The organism is Paracoccus acridae (genome assembly GCF_014642735.1).
GTDB lineage: Bacteria > Pseudomonadota > Alphaproteobacteria > Rhodobacterales > Rhodobacteraceae > Paracoccus > Paracoccus acridae.
This window is the reverse complement of the sequence record NZ_BMIV01000003.1, coordinates 42,258-58,771: the sequence shown is the minus strand read 5'-3', so window position 1 is coordinate 58,771 and position 16,514 is coordinate 42,258. Positions and strand designations below refer to the sequence as shown.

Here is a 16,514-nt window from a genome sequence, read left to right as displayed (position 1 = left end):
AATGCCGAAGAAGATCAAACCGGTCCATTGCCAAAGCACATTGCCGCTTTGCGGAATAGGGTCGAGCCGCCTGGCGGTGAGGGGCGTAGATGTTCATCCTCTTGAACCCGGCTGGCGACAGGATGCACGGGACGCGGCACGTCGCCCCGGCCGAGAACCGGCCCCGAGGCCCGGCCACACAAGCGCACCTCACCTTGCATCCCTGCAAGACACACGGTGCCCTTGAAGCGGTCCGTAAAACTGCCCGTGCCCATCATGGCCGCCTTGCCTCGAAGTCGGCGGAAAAGGCGGCCATGAAACAGGGGACCATCCAGTCCGAACGGGACGCTACATCGCGGGCATGACCGCGATGTCGGTCAGGTCGCCGGTGATGCCCTGCAGCCTGCCGACCTCGGTTGCGGCACCTGTTTCCAGATCGATCGTATAGATCGTACCCCCCGCGACCAGCCATGCGGTGTTGATGCCGTCTTCGGCAGTCTGAATGTCGAAGGCGGGGGTCGTGTCGTCCATGGCGATGCCCAGCTTGCCCACGGCCGCCAGCGTTCCGTCATTGGGAGAGGTTTGGCGGATAAGAGCGCCGATGGTGGTGTCGATGTCATACATCGCCGTTTCCTCGGGCTTGCCGAAGCTGTTGGTATAGGCTGCCGCCGCGATCATCGGCATCTCGCCCGCGTGCATGTCGCCTTCCTCGAAGGCCAGGCTGCCGTCCACCGTGACTTCGCCCGTCTCGACATTGACGCGGTGGTTTGTCGTGCCAGTCATCAGCCGCAGCCGGTCGGCCATCGGATTGAAGTCAACGATCACCGGCATCTCGGAGGCGGGCAGGGGCATGTTCATGGTTGAAAGCTCGGTCGCGGCGCCGGTTGTCGCGTCCAGGGTGACGATCCGGTTGTCGCTGGTCACGCCCACCAGAGTGCCATTGCCGGGACGATAGTCGATCCCGACCAGCATCTCGACGCCCGTGATGGGCATCGTCGATACCTGGGCCGGGGTTTCGCTATCGAACATGGCAAGCGTGGTGCCATCGACAAGGCCAATCACGGGGGCAGCGGCGGCGATGCTGGCGGTGACGCCAAGCGCCAGGGTGGCGGCAAGTGCGGTGCAAGATACAGTCATGTCTCGATCCTTTCGGTTTGCAGGCGACCTGGGCCACCCGTTCCTTCAAGACACGGCAAGGCGCGCCTCTGGATGCAGCGGGCGGATTATTTTTTCGGACCGCATCCGGCGGCGCGGTCGATGTGTCGGGGTGACATGGAAACCGCATCGCGACGGCTGGACCACCCGCGCCCTGGCGTGCAACCCTGTCTCGCGACAAGGGGAGGCACACGCATGATCGCACCCGCCGCTGCGGCATCGGAAGATCTGGCCGACGCGCTGCAGCGCTGCGCCGCAGGGGACCAGCAGGCCCTGCGCCAGATCCTCGATGCCGAAGGTGGACGGCTGCTGGGTGTGGCGCATCGGATGCTGCAGCGGCGCGATCTGGCCGAGGAGGCGGTGCAGGACTGCATGGTCCAGATCTGGCGCAAGGCACATCAGTTCCGGGCAGGCGACGGGTCGGCCCGAGGCTGGATTTTCGCGATCCTGCGCAATCGGTGCCTGAACGTCCTGCGCGACGGCAGGCGTCTGGAAAGCCTTGCTCCGACCGACCTGACCGCAATGCAGGACGCGCGCCTGCAGGCGGCGGGCGCGGGACTGGATGCGCTTGGCGACCAGGTCGCGCTGAAGGACTGCCTGCATGGCCTGGAACCGGCATCTCGGCGTGCTATCCTGCTGGCCTATGTCGGCGGTTTCACCCATGGCGAGATCGCGGCGATCCAGTCGGTGCCGCTTGGCACCGCGAAGTCATGGATACGCCGGGGTCTGGACCTGCTGCGGAGGTGCCTGTCATGACGCAAGATACCCTGGACGCCCGCGCCGACGCCTTTGTTCTGGGTTTGCTGGACGATGCCCAAGAGGCCGAGGCCGAGGCTGCCCTGATTGCAGACGCGACCTGGGCCGCGGCTGTCGCGCGGGCGCGCGACAGGCTGTTGCCGTTGGACATGACGGCCGAAGAGCATCCTGGCGCGGAAGCCCTGTGGGAAGGGATCCGCGCACGCCTGGCTGCGTCCCAGCCGATCCCGCTGCCGGCGCCCAACCCGGTTCCGACAGCCGCCAACAGTCCCCGGCGCCCCGGCCGGATGCTTCCTTCGGGCATCGCCGCTGCCATCGGCATTCTGGCGGGCGCGGTTCTGGGCGGATCCTGGTTCGCGCCCGAGCCGGTGGTGATCGCCGTGCTTCTGGACAATGCCGGCGCCCCCACGGCCGTGGTCGAGGATTACGGCGGTGCCGATGCCCGCATCCGCTTCGTCAACGGCGTCGAGGTTCCGCAGGACCGGCAGATGCAGGTTTGGACGCTGCCTTCCGCAGAGATGGGACCGATTTCCCTGGGCCTGCTGACCGGTACCGGCACGGCTGACCTGGACGCCCCCCGCTTGCCGGAACCCGCCGATGGCCAGCTTTACGAGATTACGCTGGAACCGCGTGGCGGCTCGCCCACGGGGCGGCCCACCGGCGCGATCCTCGCCAAGGGGCTGGCGGCCCGGCAGGAGGGCATCTAGCCGCGCTTGAAGGCCCACCGTCCCGGCCCTGTCCCGCAGCATCGTGTGGTTGGGCAGGAGCATCGCGCGACCCATCCTCGGGTATCCCCCAGCTTGTGATTTGAACCGGACCGCTGAACCTCGGGGGGAAGTGCCACGGTTGATGGCAGGCGCGCGGCAGCAGGGCCAACTCGGCCGTTTGAACTCCTAGGCCGGCAAACCTCCCGTACCTTCATCGCAGAACAGCGCCTGTTGGAGCCACCGGCGAAAGCTCCGCATGCCTGCGGTCTCTGGTCGGGACTGAAGCCGCGTCAACCAGTAGCTTCCCATGGCAACCGAATGATCGAAGGGCCGAACAAGCCGTCCTGTCCTTTCCCAGTGGGTGAGCAGTGCGGCGGGAAGAAGGGCGACGCCGCGCCCCTGTGACGCCATGTCGGCCAATGCGACCGAACTGTCGAGGATCGGTCCGCGCAACGGCGGGCAGATCAGTCCCAGGCCCGCGAACCACCCTTCCCATTCGCCTGCCCGATAGGACCGCAGCAGGCGGTGTTTGTTCAGATCCTGTGGAGAAATGACGGAGAGAGCAAGAGATGGCGCGCACATCGGGGTCAAGGGGGCGTCCATGATCCGCCAGGCGTCCAGGCCGTGCCAGGATCCGTCACCAAAGCGGATCGCCAGATCAAGACCTTCAGCCGGGATACTGACGCGATTGTTGTTGGTGAACACCCGCAAGTCGACTTCCGGGTGGGCTGCCTCGAAGTCCGCCAGCCGCGGAATGAGCCAGCCTGTCGCAAAGGTCCCCACCACGCCCACATGCAGAGCTTCGTGATAGCGCCCTCCCGAGAAGCGGTCGAGCGTGTTGCCGATCGCATCCAGGGATCTTGTCAGCACAGGCGCAAGGGCGGCACCTTCCTCGGTCAGGACCAGGCCTCTCGGCACCCTCCGGAACAGCGCGACGCCAAGGCGATCCTCAAGATTGCGGATCTGATGGCTGAGAGCCGCCTGGGTGACGCAAAGTTCCACCGCCGCCTTGGACAGCGTCAGGTGGCGGGCAGCCGCCTCGAAGGCCCGAAGGGCGTTAAGGGGGATGTTCGGTCGATCCATGGCCGGGCCTATTAGTTTTCGTCACCTCTACCGCAAGAAACGATCATTTGAAGCCAGATGCCAGGTCGCCTTACCTCCATCCAGTAAGTTTTCCTCATGGTTCGGACGCGGCCCTGTCCGCCCCGCCAAACGCAAGGCAAAGATGATGATCATTGTTCGACTTCTCGGCTTCGCAACCGCGATGCTCGCCGCTTCGGCCCATGCCCAGGACCTGACCCGGCAGGACTTCCAGGCGATCAGCGAAAGTGTCTTCCGGCCGGTCATCGAGGAGTTTGACATTCCAGGTATCGCAGTCGGCGTCACGCTGGAGGGGCGGCATTACGTCTTTACCGACGGCATGGCCGATCGCGCGGCGTCTCGTCCCATAGGGCCCGATACCATTTTCGAGCTTGGATCGAACAGCAAGCTGTTCAACGTGGCGCTTGCCGCCCTGGCGGAAGAAAAGGGTCTTCTGTCATTGCAGGACCCTGTTTCGGCAGGGCTTCCCGTGCTTGCTGGCACGGCTTTCGACGGGATCTCGCTTTACGATCTGGCCGCCCATGCCACCGGCGGCCTGCCTTTGCAGGTCCCGGATGATATCGCCGATCATCAGGCGCTGATGACCTATCTTGCCGCCTGGAAGCCCGAAGGAGACACCAAATCCCTCCGTTCCTATTCGAACGTCAGCATCGGCCTGCTTGGCGTGATCACGGCCGAACGGTTCGGAAAGTCCTATGAAGATGCCATCAACGAGGATTTGCTGCCTGCGCTTGGCCTGAACAGCACCTTTGTCACGGTGCCGAAGGCGGCGATGGGACATTATGCCTTCGGATACGCGCGGACCGACGACAGCCCGGTCCGGGTAAGCCCCGGCATGCTGGATTCCGAAGCCTATGGCATCAAATCCACGGTCACAGACATGATCCGCTTTCTCGATGCCCACCTTGGCAATCTCGCCCTTGATGACGCGATGACGGCGGCACTGGCCAAGACCCGGATGTCAGAGTTCGATACCGCCCACTATGCCCAGGCCATGGTCTGGGAGGGCTATCCGTGGCCGGTGGATGCTTCCGAACTCGCGGCCGGCAACTCGGCTGACATGGCGATGACGCCGCAGCCGATGACACGACGGGCAGCGATAGCCCTGGACGGCAAGGTCCTTCTCAACAAGACCGGCGCGACCAACGGGTTCGGCTCCTATGTCGCGATGATCCCTTCCGAGCAGATCGGCGTGGTGGTGCTGGCGAACCGGAACTATCCCAACCCTGTCAGGGCCGAGGCCACGCGCAAACTGATCCACCTGCTTCTGGAGGAGGGCGCGGAATAGTCATCAAGGTGGGCGCATCGAATTGGCTCTTTCGTCCCGCATCACGGCCGCCTGGCGGCGCGGCGACAACCGGGCTGATGGGTGCCTGCGCCGAATGGCAGGGCTGCCTGCGAAAGTTTTTGCACCCCTTTTGGCGGGAAGCGGCCTGACAGCACTGCGCTGCGGCCTTCCGACCTGACATGCTCTTCAACGGTGTTCAGGCGGCCTCATGCAGCCGCGGCGCCTTGCCGCAGGTCCTTGGGCGCGATGGCCGCCCGCGTCTTTCGGGACAGCCAGTCGATGGCCACCGTCGCCAGCATCGTCACGATCAGCAGCACGACCGCCCGGTCGATGCGGATTTCCTGGATCGCGCGGTCGACGTAGAAGCCCAGGGTCGGGATGCCCAGCAGGCCGATGATCGCGGATTCGCGAACGATGATCTCCCACCGATAAAGGCACAGCGCCAGGAACGAGCCATAGATGCGCGGCAGCAGCTCATAGGCGTAAAGCACGATCCCGCGAGAGGCGTCGGGCCGCAGGTTCTGGTGGAGATGCGCCGATTGCCGGCCCAGCAGATGGGCGATGATCGCGCCATTATGCAGCCCCAGCGCCAGCACGGCAGGCAGCATCGAGGGGCCGAAGATCTGCAGGGCGATATAGGCCAGCATGTATTCGGGGGTCGAGCGGGCGATGACCAGCGCCACATGGCCGAGCGCCGCCCCCAGCCTTCCCGCGACCGGCGGAACGGTCAGCGGAAAGCCCAGCAGCGCGACAAGCCCGGCCAGCACCAGCGCCAGTTGCGCCACGATCAGCGTCGCCGCCAGCCCCGGCAGCGCCTGCCCGGCCAGCAGCGTCCACAGCCAGTCGCCGAAATGCGCCCATGTTCCCGGATCGCCGGGATCGCCGCTTCTCAGCGGCGCGGGCAGGATGTCGTGGGTCAGAAAGCGGGCCAGCGCGCCGGGGGCCATCGGCGGATTGGGCATGGCGGCCATGACAAGGATCGCGGCGGTCAGGTAGACCGGCACCAGCGGCCGGCGCATCCACAGCCGCATCGTCCCGATCAGCACATAATAGATGATGAGCACGGCGGCGACCGCGCCATACATCCCCTGCTTGAAGAACGTGTCGAGCGAAAAGCCCAGCGTCGGCAGGCCCACGAAGCCCAGGACCGCGCTGGACCGCAGCCCGCATTCCAGCCGGTAGAGCAGGTAGGTCCGGAATTCGCGCCGCGCCAGCGGCAGGCGGGCGAAGAAATGGACCGAGATCAGGTCGGCGCGCGGCGGCATGGCGGCGGCGGGCCGGGGGTCGCCCTCGTCCAGATACTCGGCAAGGACCTTGGCGAAGATGCCCGCATAGGGGATCGCGATGGCCAGGATCCCCGTCGTTGCCGAAAGCCCCGTGATCTGCATCAACAGGATCGCCCAGAACAGTTCATGGATCGACCGAACGGCGATGCAGAAGTTCCGCACCGGCACGAAGCGGTAGAATGGTGCAAGCGCGAAGCCCGCCGAGGCCCCCAGCGCGACCCCGCACATGGCAAAGGTCACGGTCAGCACGGCCGCCCAGCCAAGCGCCTCGATCGACGAGAAGTCCGGCGAGAGAAGCCCCGACGCCATCCGCTGCAACTCGGCCCAGGGGTCGTGCCCGCCCAGCCGGAAGTCCGCGAAGGGCAGCAGCATCGCCGCCAGCACGACGAAGACAAGCGCCGTGCCGACCCGGCCCAGCCGCCGCCGGCGTTCAGGCACGGTAGAGGTCATGGATGTCACCGTCCGAAACGTCGGCCGTCGGCCGGTCGAAGAATATCCGGCCCGCGCGGATACCGACAAGGCGGGTGGCGATCCGCCGCGCCAGAGCCACGTCGTGCAGGGCCAGAAGAATCGTCCCGAACCGCCGCCCCAACTCGTCGATCAGGGCGGCCGCGTGACGTTCATCCACCGCCGACACCGGCTCGTCGCCGATCAGCACGCGGCCGCCGCGATGGATGGCGCGGGCCAGTGCCGTCCGCTGCTTCTGACCGCCCGACAGGGTCTCGACGGTCGCGCGCGCAAAGCCGTCCAGCCCCACCGTTTCCAGCACCGGCGCGATGGCGCGGCGCTCGGCCCGGAAGGGCCAGACGAGGTTGGCAAGGTTGTAGGCCGCCCCATGCGCGTCGAGCCGGCCCATATAGACGTTGTGAAAGACCGACAGTTGCGGAACCAGCCCGTGTTCCTGCGGGATCAGCGCGATGTCGGGGAAGCTTTCGGCCATGCGGGCATAGGCGGCGTTGAGCAGCGTGCTCTTGCCTGCGCCGCTGCGGCCAAGCAGGACGACCCGTTCCCCCGGACGCAGGGTGAAGTCCACGTCCGAAAGAACCGTGGTGCGTCCATAGGACAGCGCCTCTCCGCTGAAGTTCAGCATGGGCGCTTCAGTCCAGGATGCCCAGCGCCCGCCCCGTTTCCTCGATCGGCGCATAGTCGTCGTTGGTGGCCTCGACGAACCCCTCGCGCGGGAACGAGGCGAGAAGCTCGGGGTCGTCCATGCCGATCAGCGCCTGCTTCACCTTCTCGGTGAAGCCCGCGCCGAAGCGTTCGTCGGCATCGCCCCGGATGGTCCAGTTATAGTCGGGATAGGGCGGCGTCTTCCAGATGACGCGGGTGGTCGCAACCTCGGGGGCGCCTTCGGCCACCGCCGTGTCATAGACGGTATAGTTCAGCGCGCCCACCTGATAGGCGCCGGTCGAGACGAGCCGCAGCGTCTGCCCGTGATCGCCCGAGAAGCCCACCTGCGAGAAGAATTCCTCCGGCGCCTTGCCCGTTTCCTCGCGGATGTGGAACTCCGGCATCAGCCGGCCCGAGGTCGAGGTCTGGGCCCCGAATGTGAAGCTCATCCCTGCCGCGTCCAGGGGGAAATCCTCGGACGGCTCCAGCCCCGTGCTTTCATGGGCGATGAAGTAGGACACGAAGGCCCCGTCCTCGGTCCCCTGCGCCAGCGCCTGCGAGCCGGGCACCGCCAGCCGCGCCTGCACGCCCGAAAGGCCGCCGAACCAGGCCAGCTGGATCTGGTCGTTGCGGAAGGCCGTGACCGAAGCGGCATAGCTTTTCACTGGCACATATTGCACGTCCACGCCAAGTTCCTCCGACAGATATTCGGCGACCTTGCCGAACCTCTCCATCAGGCGGGTCTCGTCGTCGTCCGGGATGGCCGAGAAATAGAGGGTCGGGGTCTGGGCGCTTGCCGCAATGCCGCCGAGCACAAGGCCGAGGGCTGCGACCGCGCCGCCGATCAGGCGATGCATGTCGATTCTCCGTGATAAAACTGGGCCTGCACCTGAACGGCGCCGACAGCCGCTTTCGGCCGTCCGCAGGTTCGACCGCCATACGTCGTCAGACGTGAGCGCCCACGGCGCATCGAGGGTCTATTCCAGAGCTTGGAGGGACGCTAGCCGCAGACGCTTGCAGAGGCAAGATTGCTGATCACCGGGCAGCGGGTCGGTTTGGGTTGGGGCGCCGACAGGGCCCGCAGGGACCGCACTTCCCCGGCAGATCCCCCGGACGCCTCGACCCGCCAGGATGTCCTCGATCTCCCCGGCCAATTCGGCAAGCCGTTCGGCCGGTTCAGCGGGCAAGTCCACCATCATGGCGCTGCGGACGCCCACGCTCTTGACGAAGATTGCGGGGCGGAACTTCAATGCCCGGATCTCCCTTCTACGCCTGCCCGATCAACAGCATGACCACCGGTATCGTCACGATGCTGGCGGCGGTCGATATCAGGATCGCGGCCGATACGCGCTGCTGGGCCACGCCGAAATACTGCGCCAGGATATAGACATTGCCCGCCACGGGCAGGGCGGCTGCGGCCACCATGACGCCCGCCGCCACCGGCTCGACCCGCAAGGCCCAGGCTGCCAGCCCGACGGCCAGCGGATGCAGCACCAGCTTGGCCGCGCTCAGCCAGCCAGAGGCCGCAAGCCTGCCGATCCGGCGCCCGGCCAGGCTGGCACCGATGGCGAACAGCGCCCCCGGTGTCGCGGCCGCCCCCAGCATCACCAGGAACTCGTCCAGGGGACCGGGCAGGGGCAGCCGCATCTGCGCCCAGGCCAGCCCCGCCACCATCGACAGGATCATCGGATTGGCGACGATGCCGCGCAGGATCGGCACGACCGTCGCCAGGCGAAGCCCGCCGCTGCGGCCCGCATGGATGATCAGGGTGATCAGCGTGGAAAAGACCAGCATGTCGATGGTCAGCACCATCAGCACCGGCCCGACGGCCTGTTCGCCCAGCAGCACCACAAGCATCGGCACGCCCAGAAAGCCCGTGTTGCCGATCATGCAGCACTGCGCCTCCATCGCCGCCTCGGCCACGGGCAGGCCGCGCGCCCGCGCCGCGGCCATGCCGATCACCCAGACGGCCAGCGATCCCCCAAGATAGGCCAGGACGAACCGCCCGTCGAACAGCGCCGCCAGATCCAGCCCTGCCGCAAACCGGAACAGCATGGCCGACAACGCGAAATAGAAGACGAACTTCGTCAGCCATGCCGCGCCTTCCTGCGGAAAGAACCGCGTCCGCGCGGCCAGCCAGCCCAGGCCGATCAGCCCGAAGAAGGGCAGGGTTTTCAGAAAGACCGCCAGCATCCCATCTTCTGTGTCTAAATATCCTCGGGGGGTAAGGCCGCCATGGCGGCCGAGGGGGCGGAAGGCCCCCTTTCGACGGTGAATTCATGGACACCGCCGCCGATGTCGCGCTGCGCCACCAGCCGATGCCCGGCGCCGTCGCAGAAATGCGGCACATCGACCAGGGCCATGGCATCGCTCGCCCACAGCCGCACCCGCGCGCCTGCCGGCTGGTCCAGCAGGACCTTGCGCAGCCGCAGGACCGGCAGCGGGCACAGCAGCCCGCGCGCGTCGATGACCGGGGCCTGGGTCACTGCACGCCCGTGACCTGGTCCAGGCACCATTCGATCAGGCCCCCCGGCGGGACAGGCTCTCCCATGCCGTCGCAGAATTCCGCAAAGGCCGCGCGCTGTTCGGCGGGCACATGCAGCAGGACCGGCACGTCCTGGGCAATGGCCTGGGCGATCACGCTGCGAAAGCCGCGGCCAATCGCCTCTTGCCGGCCGAACTTCGGCACGATCAGCAGTTCCGCCCCGGCAAGCCTTGCTGAGACCCGCGCCGCCGCCATCTCCAGGGCGCCGGGATCCAGGCGGCAGCCGCTGGAGCCCGTGCCCAGCGACTGGGAAATGCGGATCGGCATGTCTTCCTCGCCCAGGACCAGCACGTCCATGTCGCAGGCGCAATCCGCGCCGCGGTCGGTGTTCTGCTGAATGGCGCCCGCCAGCCGCAATCCCGCATCCGCCAGGCCGGAACACAGCCGCGCCAGGATGCGGTCGGCCTCTCCCGGCGGGGCGTCGTCGTCCAGGCTGAACCATCCCAGCATCGGTCTCATACTCCGCTGTCCAGGGCGAATTTCATCAACCCGTTGATGCCATCCACGCCCAGCTTCTTCTTCAGGGCCGAGGATGTGTTCGCCGCCGTCTTGTAGCTGACATCCAGTTCGTCGGCGATGGCCTGAAGGCCAAGACCCCGGCCGATCAGCGCCAGCACCTGCCTTTCGCGGTCCGACAGCGCCCCCAGCGGATCGGCCGAAGCCCCCGCCCGCAGCGTCGCCAGGGCCATCGCGTGCTTGGGCGACAGAAAGAATTCGCCCGCTTCCAGCACCCGCACCGCCTCGCGGAAATCGGCGGGGGGCGCGTTCTTCGACAGGAATCCCTGCGCGCCCGCCTGCAGGGCGCGGGCGGCAAAGCCGGTCTGGTCGTTCATCGAAAAGATCAGGATGCGCGCGTCGGGGGCGACATTTCGCAGCGGCGCCACCAGGTCAAGGCCGCCCGCGCCCGGCAGGCTGATGTCCAGCACGATCAGGTCCGGCGCCTCGCCCGATGCCAGTTGCGCCAGCGCATCCTCGCCCGACATGGCCTGGCCGATCCGCTCGTATCCCAGGTCGCGCAGCAGGCGGTTGGCGCCCAGATGGGTGATCGGGTGATCGTCGATGACAAGCGCGGATTTCATCTGTGGCCTTCATTCGGACTGCTGCAAGGGCAGGCTGGCGCTGATGGTGGTCCCCCCCGCCCCCGAGGACAAGGACAAATCGCCGCCCAGCAAGGTGATGCGTTCGCGCATCCCGGTCAAGCCGGTGCCTTCGCGCGTGCCGGGCGCCATGCCTTGCCCGTCGTCCGACAGTTCGATCCGCCAATGGGCGGGATCGGTCCACAACCGCACCGTCACGCGCGACGCCCCCGCATGGCGCAGCGCGTTCGTCGTGCCCTCCTGCACGATGCGGAACAGGGTCAGGGCGGTCGCCTCGTCGGGTTCGGCCAGGCCGGGTGCCAGATCCAGGTCGATGTCGAGGTCCGGGAAACGCCGCCCCAGATCGGACAGGTAATCCGACAGCACCGCCGCCAGCGGCAATTGCCCGATGGCGGCGGGGCGCAGATCGCCCAGCAGGGCGCGGTTCACGCGGGCGATCTCCTCGGCGATCTGGGAAATGGCGGCCGCATGGCCGGCAATGGCGGGGGTCGGGGCGGCCTCGTGCAGGGCATCGGCCTCGACCCGCAGGCCGAACAGGCAGGGCCCCATCTCGTCATGCAGGTCGCGGGCTATGGCCTTGCGCTCCTCGTCGCCGCGGGTGACGACGCGGCGTTGCAGCCGCGCGCGGTCCGCCTGGGCCCGTTGCAACGCCTGGGCCAGGTCGTCCACGCCTGCGGCGATGGGTGCCAGGTCGCGCTGCGCCACCGGTCCCACGCGCGCCGACAGATCGCCCCGGCGCAAATCGGCCAGCCGCCGGGCGATGTCGGCGACGGGCCGCAGCGCCTGCCGGGTCGCCAGCAGGATCAGGATGCCCTGGACGACCGAGGCAAGCGCGGCCAGCCCCAGGAAGGCCGACAGGTTGCGCCAGGCCAGGGCGATCTCCTCGGCCGGGTCGCTGGCGATGAAGACATAGCCGCGCGGGCGGCCCTGGATCACCACCGGCAAGCGGGTTTCCAGCAGGTCCGGGGCCACAAGCCGGGCGAACCAGGCGGGTGCCTGGGCATGGGCGGCCGAAGGCGCCAGCGCCCGGCGCACCACGCCGTCCATGACATCGACCGTGCCCAGGGTCACATGGCGCGGCACCACCAGCCGTTCGGGCAGAAGCTGCATGATGCGGTCGGGCGGCACGGCCCCGTGCATGGTGCCGACGGTGGCCAGCACCAGGGCACGGGCGGTGTCCACGGCCAGCCGGGTTTCCGAGACGATGTCGCGGCGCGCGCCTTCCAGGCTGGCCACGGCCAGGGCCGCGAACAGCGCGGCCTGCATCGCCAGGATCACCAGAAGAATGCGCTGAGTCAGGGAAAGCCGGTTCATGGCGCGCAGATTGGCCGACCGGCCGGGTCGCGTAAATGGAAAGATGGCGGCTTTTCGTGCCGCCCCGCGCGGCATAGAAGGGCGCCATGACAGATTATGACGCCCTTTCCGCCCGCATCCGCGCCCTGGCTCATGGCGAGACAGACGAGGTCGCATTGATGGCGACGCTTGCCTGCGAAATCCACCATTCGGACGACCGCTTCGACTGGACCGGCTTTTACCGCGTGGTGGCGCCCGAATTGCTGAAGATCGGCCCCTATCAGGGCGGCCACGGCTGCCTGGTGATCCCGTTCTCGCGCGGGGTCTGCGGGGCTGCGGCGCGCACGCGGCAGATCCAGCTTGTCCCCGACGTGGACGCATTTCCCGGCCATATCGCCTGCGCCAGTTCCACCCGGTCGGAAATCGTCCTGCCGGTTTTTGGCAACGGTGGCCGCCTGATTGGCGTTCTGGACATCGACAGCGACCAGCCGGACGCCTTCACCGACGAAGACGCGACCCGCCTGGCCGCCATTCTGGAGGAGGTTTTCGGCCATGTCTGACTTCACCGGGCGCTGCCTGTGCGGTGCCGTCACCTTCAGCGGCACCTGGGGCGGCGATCCGCTGCGGGCCTGCCATTGCAGCCAGTGCCGCCGCTGGTCGGGTCATGTCTGGGCCGCCGCAGGGACCGAGGGCCTGACGCTGGACGGGCCGGTCAAATGGTTCCGGTCCTCGGACCAGGCCGAGCGGGGCTTCTGCCCGGAATGCGGCAGCAGCCTGTTCTGGCGCCGCCTGGACGGCAGCGGGGTCGAGGTCGCGCCGGGCGCCGTGGACAACCCGACGGGGCAGCGGTTGCAGGGTCATATCTTCGTGGCCGACAAGGGCGATTACTATGACATCGCGGACCGCCTGCCCCAGGAACAGCAGGGATGATCTGGGACACCGTCGCCGCCATCCCCCTGGCGCAGCTGACCGCCTTCGTCGCGGGCGGGCTGATGCTGAACGTCGCGCCCGGCCAGGACGTGTTCTTCGCCAGCGCCTGCGGCATCCAGGGCGGGCCGCGCGCGGGCGCGCTTGCGGGCTTCGGGGTCGGTTTGGGCGTGCTGATGCATGTGACGCTGGCGACCGTGGGCCTGGGCGCCATCGTCGCCGCCCATCCCGGCGCGTTGCTGGCCGTGAAATACGCGGGCGCGGCCTATCTGCTGTGGCTGGCGTGGAAAAGCTGGCGGGCCGGTCCCGCCGATCCGTCGGCGCGCGGCAGCGTCAGGCCCTGGAACATCATCCGGCGCGGCTTCCTGTCCAATGCCCTGAACCCCAAGCCCGTGCTGTTCCTGCTGGCCTTCCTGCCGCAGTTCACCAACCCGGCCTGGGGTCCGGTCTGGCAGCAGATCCTGGGCCTGGGGCTGATCTTCGCCTTCACCGGCACGCTGGTCACGATGGGCTACGGCATCGTCGCGGGCTATGCGGGCCATGCGATCGGGCGGCGCCTGGGCCTGATCAACAAGATCGCCGCCGTGATGTTCGCGGGCCTGGCCATCCGGCTGGTCACGAAGTGACCGCCTTCACCTATGCCCCGCCGCCCGATGCGCCCCAGGTGATCCATGCCGATCACGAGATCCTGGTGGTGGGCAAGCCTGCGGGCCTTCTGTCCGTCCCCGGCCGGGGCGAGGGCAAGGAGGATTGCCTGATCAACCGCCTGCGCGGGGCGTTCCCGACCGTGCTGCTGGTGCATCGGCTGGACCAGGACACCTCGGGCGTGATGGTCTTCGGCCTGACCCCCCATGCGCAACGCACCCTGGCCAAGCAGTTCGAGGAACGCAAGGTCAAGAAAACCTATGTCGCGCGCCTGTCCGGGCGGCTGGAGCCGAAGACCGGCACCGTCGATCTGCCGCTGATCGTGGACTGGCCGAACCGCCCGCGCCAGAAGGTCGATCACGACCAGGGACGGCCCGCGCTGACCGAATGGCGGGTGATCCGCGCGAGCGATGCCGAAACCCGCGTCCGGCTGTTCCCGCTGACCGGGCGCAGTCACCAGTTGCGCGTCCACATGGCCGAAACCGGCCACCCGATCCTGGGCGATCCGCTTTACGCGACGGGTGCGGCGGCCGATCATCCGCGCCTGATGCTGCACGCCGAAAGCCTGCGCCTGCGCCATCCCGACAGCGGCGTGCAGGTCAGCTTCAGCCAGCCCGCGCCCTTCTAGGCCCCGATCACCTGTTCGGCCACCTGTTCGGACCGCAGCATGTCTTCCAGCGTCAGCGATTCGATCAGGATCAGATAGGACCAGAAGATCTCGGCGAAGACCTTGCGGATGCGGCAGGACGCCTCGTCCCGGCAATCCTCGCAGCGCTGATAGGCGCGGCGTGACAGGCAGGGCAGGGGGGCGATCGGCCCGTCGATCAGCCGCAGCAGTTCCGAAATGGAAATGTCGCTGGGCCGCTTGATCAGAAGATAACCGCCCGACCGCCCGCGGATGGAGCTGACCATGCCCGCATTGCGCAGTTCCAGCAGGATCTGTTCCAGGAACCGCTTGGGCGTGTCGGACCTGCGGGCGATCTTTTCGATGGTCAAGGCCTCGGGCGCGGGCTGGGCGGCCTCGTCCCCCAGAACCAGCATCGCCTTCAAGGCGTATTTCATCTTCTGCGTGATCATGGCCCACACTAGGGCGAAGAAATACCCGTATCAAGGTCGAGATTTGCAGACGAGACGATCTCTCCATAATATACGATTAAGACGCTAGACATTTGCTGTTTTTATGGCACTCTGGCCGCAAAACTGCTTCCCCGAGGCCCGTATGACCAGCCTGGACCTGATCGACCGCAAGATCGTCGCCGCCCTGATGCAAGACGCGACGCAACCCATCGCCCAGATCGCAGATCGTGTGGGACTGTCGCAGACTCCCTGCTGGAAGCGGATCCAGAAGCTGGAATCGACGGGCGTTCTGACCCGGCGCGTGGCCTTGGCGGATCCGGCCAAGCTGGGCTTCGGCCTGACCGTCTTCGTGGGGATCGAGGCCGCCGACCACGGTGCCGCCTGGCGCGACGCCTTTCTGGCCGCGGTCGAGAAGTTCCCCGAGGTCATGGAAGCCTATCGCATGGCCGGAGAGATGGATTACCTGCTGCAGGTCGCGGTGTCCGACATGGCGGCCTATGACGATTTCTATCGCCGCCTGACCGATGCCGTGCCGATCAAGAACCTGACCTCGCATTTCGCGATGGAGCGATTGCGCCATACCACCGCCTATCCCGTCAACACCCGCGACCGCTAGATCCTTGTTCTCTTTGGCGGGCGATCTTTGGGAACTAAATCACGACAAACTATGTAGAGTTATTGTGGATAGACGGAAGGAATCGCACCATGTCCAAGACCATGATCGTTCCCGGCCTTGACGGATCGCCCAATCCACACTGGCAGGACTGGTGGGCGCGCACCGATCCCAATGCAATGATCGTCGATCTGCCCGATCCCCGCCGCCCCGTGCGCGAGGCATGGGAGGCTGCCCTGGCGGTGATGATCCTGCGCCATCCCAACAGCATCCTGGTCGGGCATTCGCTGGGTTCGGTGCTGATCGCGCAGATGCTGGCCCGCTGGTCGGGGCTGCGGGTGCGCGGCGCCATGCTGGTCGCCCCCGCCGACCCGCTGGCAGGGACCGATGGCTGCCGGCGCATCCGTCGTTTCGGCCCCTTGCCCGACATGGCCCTGGACGTGCCGACGGTGCTGGTGGCCAGCCGCAACGACCCCTGGATGGCCTTCGACCGCAGCCGCGACCTGGCCGAGGCGCTTGGCGCCGACCTGATTGACCTGGGCCATGCGGGCCATGTCAACGTGGCCTCCGGTTTCGGTCCCTGGCCCGGCGGCAAGGTGATCCGCGACCGCCTGCTGGACCAGACCGAACGCCCTTCGGTCCTGCGCCGGTGGCTTGGCCAGGCAGCCGCTGTCAGGCCGCGTCTGACGGGGGCGTGACGATGCCCGGCCGCAGCTTTCATCGCGGTGCCGGACCTGTTCCCGCCGAACCCCTGCCCGCTGAGCCTGTTCCCATCGTCGATTTCGGAGTTCCCGCGATGTTCGACATCCAGACCGAACTGCATCTGCGCCGCACGGGGCGCCCTCCACAGGGTGACGACAGCGGCACCATCCGGGCCATCCTGATCGTGGCGAACCTGTCGGCCCTGGCGCTGCTGGCCGCCGTGCTGATCTGAC

At 67.1% G+C, this 16,514-nt stretch carries 21 protein-coding genes; 10 read left to right on the top strand and 11 right to left on the bottom strand.

From position 1 onward, the window contains the following. Positions 1–327 precede the first annotated feature (327 nt). Positions 328–1,116: a DUF4394 domain-containing protein gene (locus IEX25_RS05615; protein ID WP_188714392.1), complete on the bottom strand. Its 789-nt coding sequence runs from the start codon at positions 1,114–1,116 to the stop codon at positions 328–330. Positions 1,117–1,329: 213 nt separating this feature from the next. Between IEX25_RS05615 and IEX25_RS05610 the strand changes: the two genes are divergently transcribed. After that, the gene (locus IEX25_RS05610) at positions 1,330–1,890 is read left to right on the top strand and encodes a sigma-70 family RNA polymerase sigma factor (protein WP_188714391.1); all 561 of its coding nucleotides are present in this window, start codon (positions 1,330–1,332) and stop codon (positions 1,888–1,890) included. Then, positions 1,887–2,597 (top strand): anti-sigma factor, encoded by a 711-nt coding sequence (locus IEX25_RS05605; protein WP_188714390.1) that lies wholly within the window; start codon positions 1,887–1,889, stop codon positions 2,595–2,597. Before IEX25_RS05610 ends, IEX25_RS05605 begins: the two co-directional genes overlap by 4 nt. A 186-nt stretch (positions 2,598–2,783) precedes the next feature. Here IEX25_RS05605 and IEX25_RS05600 read toward each other — a convergent pair whose 3' ends face one another. Further along, positions 2,784–3,680, bottom strand: a complete 897-nt coding sequence (locus IEX25_RS05600; RefSeq protein ID WP_188714389.1) for a LysR family transcriptional regulator — start codon at positions 3,678–3,680, stop codon at positions 2,784–2,786. A 145-nt stretch (positions 3,681–3,825) separates the two neighbouring features. Here IEX25_RS05600 and ampC point away from each other — a divergent pair, with 145 nt between their 5' ends. Beyond that, positions 3,826–4,986, top strand: coding sequence for a class C beta-lactamase (gene ampC, locus IEX25_RS05595; RefSeq protein WP_229665064.1), 1,161 nt, complete (start codon positions 3,826–3,828; stop codon positions 4,984–4,986). A gap of 206 nt (positions 4,987–5,192) precedes the next feature. Here ampC and IEX25_RS05590 read toward each other — a convergent pair whose 3' ends face one another. The 8 genes from IEX25_RS05590 to IEX25_RS05555 form a co-directional block, all read right to left on the bottom strand. Further along, a complete protein-coding gene (locus IEX25_RS05590; RefSeq protein WP_188714388.1) occupies positions 5,193–6,722 on the bottom strand; it encodes a PhnE/PtxC family ABC transporter permease in 1,530 nt (509 codons plus the stop codon). Further along, entirely contained in the window at positions 6,703–7,362 is a 660-nt protein-coding gene (locus tag IEX25_RS05585; RefSeq protein WP_188714387.1) for an ATP-binding cassette domain-containing protein, read from the bottom strand. Before IEX25_RS05585 ends, IEX25_RS05590 begins: the two co-directional genes overlap by 20 nt. Before the next feature lie 7 nt (positions 7,363–7,369). Beyond that, positions 7,370–8,239, bottom strand: coding sequence for a putative selenate ABC transporter substrate-binding protein (locus IEX25_RS05580; RefSeq protein WP_188714386.1), 870 nt, complete (start codon positions 8,237–8,239; stop codon positions 7,370–7,372). Between the two features lie 409 nt (positions 8,240–8,648). Continuing rightward, on the bottom strand, positions 8,649–9,575 hold the full coding sequence (locus IEX25_RS05575) for an AEC family transporter (RefSeq protein ID WP_188714385.1): 927 nt from the start codon (positions 9,573–9,575) through the stop codon (positions 8,649–8,651). Between the two features lie 14 nt (positions 9,576–9,589). After that, complete coding sequence (locus tag IEX25_RS05570) at positions 9,590–9,868, bottom strand: sulfurtransferase TusA family protein (RefSeq protein ID WP_308421431.1); 279 nt, start codon at positions 9,866–9,868, stop codon at positions 9,590–9,592. Then, entirely contained in the window at positions 9,865–10,377 is a 513-nt protein-coding gene (locus IEX25_RS05565) for a DUF2478 domain-containing protein (protein WP_103172522.1), read from the bottom strand. Before IEX25_RS05565 ends, IEX25_RS05570 begins: the two co-directional genes overlap by 4 nt. 5 nt (positions 10,378–10,382) lie before the next feature. After that, positions 10,383–11,006 carry a response regulator gene (locus IEX25_RS05560; RefSeq protein WP_103172521.1) on the bottom strand — a complete coding sequence of 208 codons (624 nt, stop codon included), beginning with the start codon at positions 11,004–11,006 and terminating at the stop codon, positions 10,383–10,385. 9 nt (positions 11,007–11,015) lie between these two features. Next, positions 11,016–12,338 (bottom strand): ATP-binding protein, encoded by a 1,323-nt coding sequence (locus tag IEX25_RS05555; RefSeq protein ID WP_188714383.1) that lies wholly within the window; start codon positions 12,336–12,338, stop codon positions 11,016–11,018. Positions 12,339–12,424: 86 nt separating this feature from the next. Between IEX25_RS05555 and msrC the strand changes: the two genes are divergently transcribed. The 4 genes from msrC to IEX25_RS05535 are packed head-to-tail and all read left to right on the top strand — an operon-like array spanning position 12,425 to position 14,517. Then, a complete protein-coding gene (msrC, locus tag IEX25_RS05550; RefSeq protein ID WP_103172519.1) occupies positions 12,425–12,877 on the top strand; it encodes a free L-methionine (R)-S-oxide reductase MsrC in 453 nt (150 codons plus the stop codon). Further along, positions 12,870–13,247, top strand: coding sequence for a GFA family protein (locus IEX25_RS05545; RefSeq protein WP_188714382.1), 378 nt, complete (start codon positions 12,870–12,872; stop codon positions 13,245–13,247). The genes msrC and IEX25_RS05545 overlap by 8 nt, the downstream gene beginning before the upstream one ends. Continuing rightward, a complete protein-coding gene (locus tag IEX25_RS05540; RefSeq protein WP_188714381.1) occupies positions 13,244–13,870 on the top strand; it encodes a LysE family translocator in 627 nt (208 codons plus the stop codon). The genes IEX25_RS05545 and IEX25_RS05540 overlap by 4 nt, the downstream gene beginning before the upstream one ends. Next, positions 13,867–14,517, top strand: coding sequence for a pseudouridine synthase (locus IEX25_RS05535; protein ID WP_188714380.1), 651 nt, complete (start codon positions 13,867–13,869; stop codon positions 14,515–14,517). The genes IEX25_RS05540 and IEX25_RS05535 overlap by 4 nt, the downstream gene beginning before the upstream one ends. On the opposite strand, the gene IEX25_RS05530 is transcribed toward IEX25_RS05535, so the two are convergent. Next, complete coding sequence (locus tag IEX25_RS05530; RefSeq protein WP_103172515.1) at positions 14,514–14,966, bottom strand: RrF2 family transcriptional regulator; 453 nt, start codon at positions 14,964–14,966, stop codon at positions 14,514–14,516. The genes IEX25_RS05535 and IEX25_RS05530 overlap by 4 nt on opposite strands. A gap of 142 nt (positions 14,967–15,108) precedes the next feature. Between IEX25_RS05530 and IEX25_RS05525 the strand changes: the two genes are divergently transcribed. From IEX25_RS05525 to IEX25_RS05515, 3 genes are all read left to right on the top strand, one after another. Then, the gene (locus tag IEX25_RS05525) at positions 15,109–15,582 is read left to right on the top strand and encodes an Lrp/AsnC family transcriptional regulator (RefSeq protein WP_188714379.1); all 474 of its coding nucleotides are present in this window, start codon (positions 15,109–15,111) and stop codon (positions 15,580–15,582) included. Between the two features lie 89 nt (positions 15,583–15,671). Beyond that, positions 15,672–16,277, top strand: coding sequence for an RBBP9/YdeN family alpha/beta hydrolase (locus IEX25_RS05520; protein WP_188714378.1), 606 nt, complete (start codon positions 15,672–15,674; stop codon positions 16,275–16,277). Beyond that, on the top strand, positions 16,274–16,513 hold the full coding sequence (locus tag IEX25_RS05515; protein WP_188714377.1) for a hypothetical protein: 240 nt from the start codon (positions 16,274–16,276) through the stop codon (positions 16,511–16,513). The genes IEX25_RS05520 and IEX25_RS05515 overlap by 4 nt, the downstream gene beginning before the upstream one ends. Position 16,514: the final 1 nt, after the last annotated feature.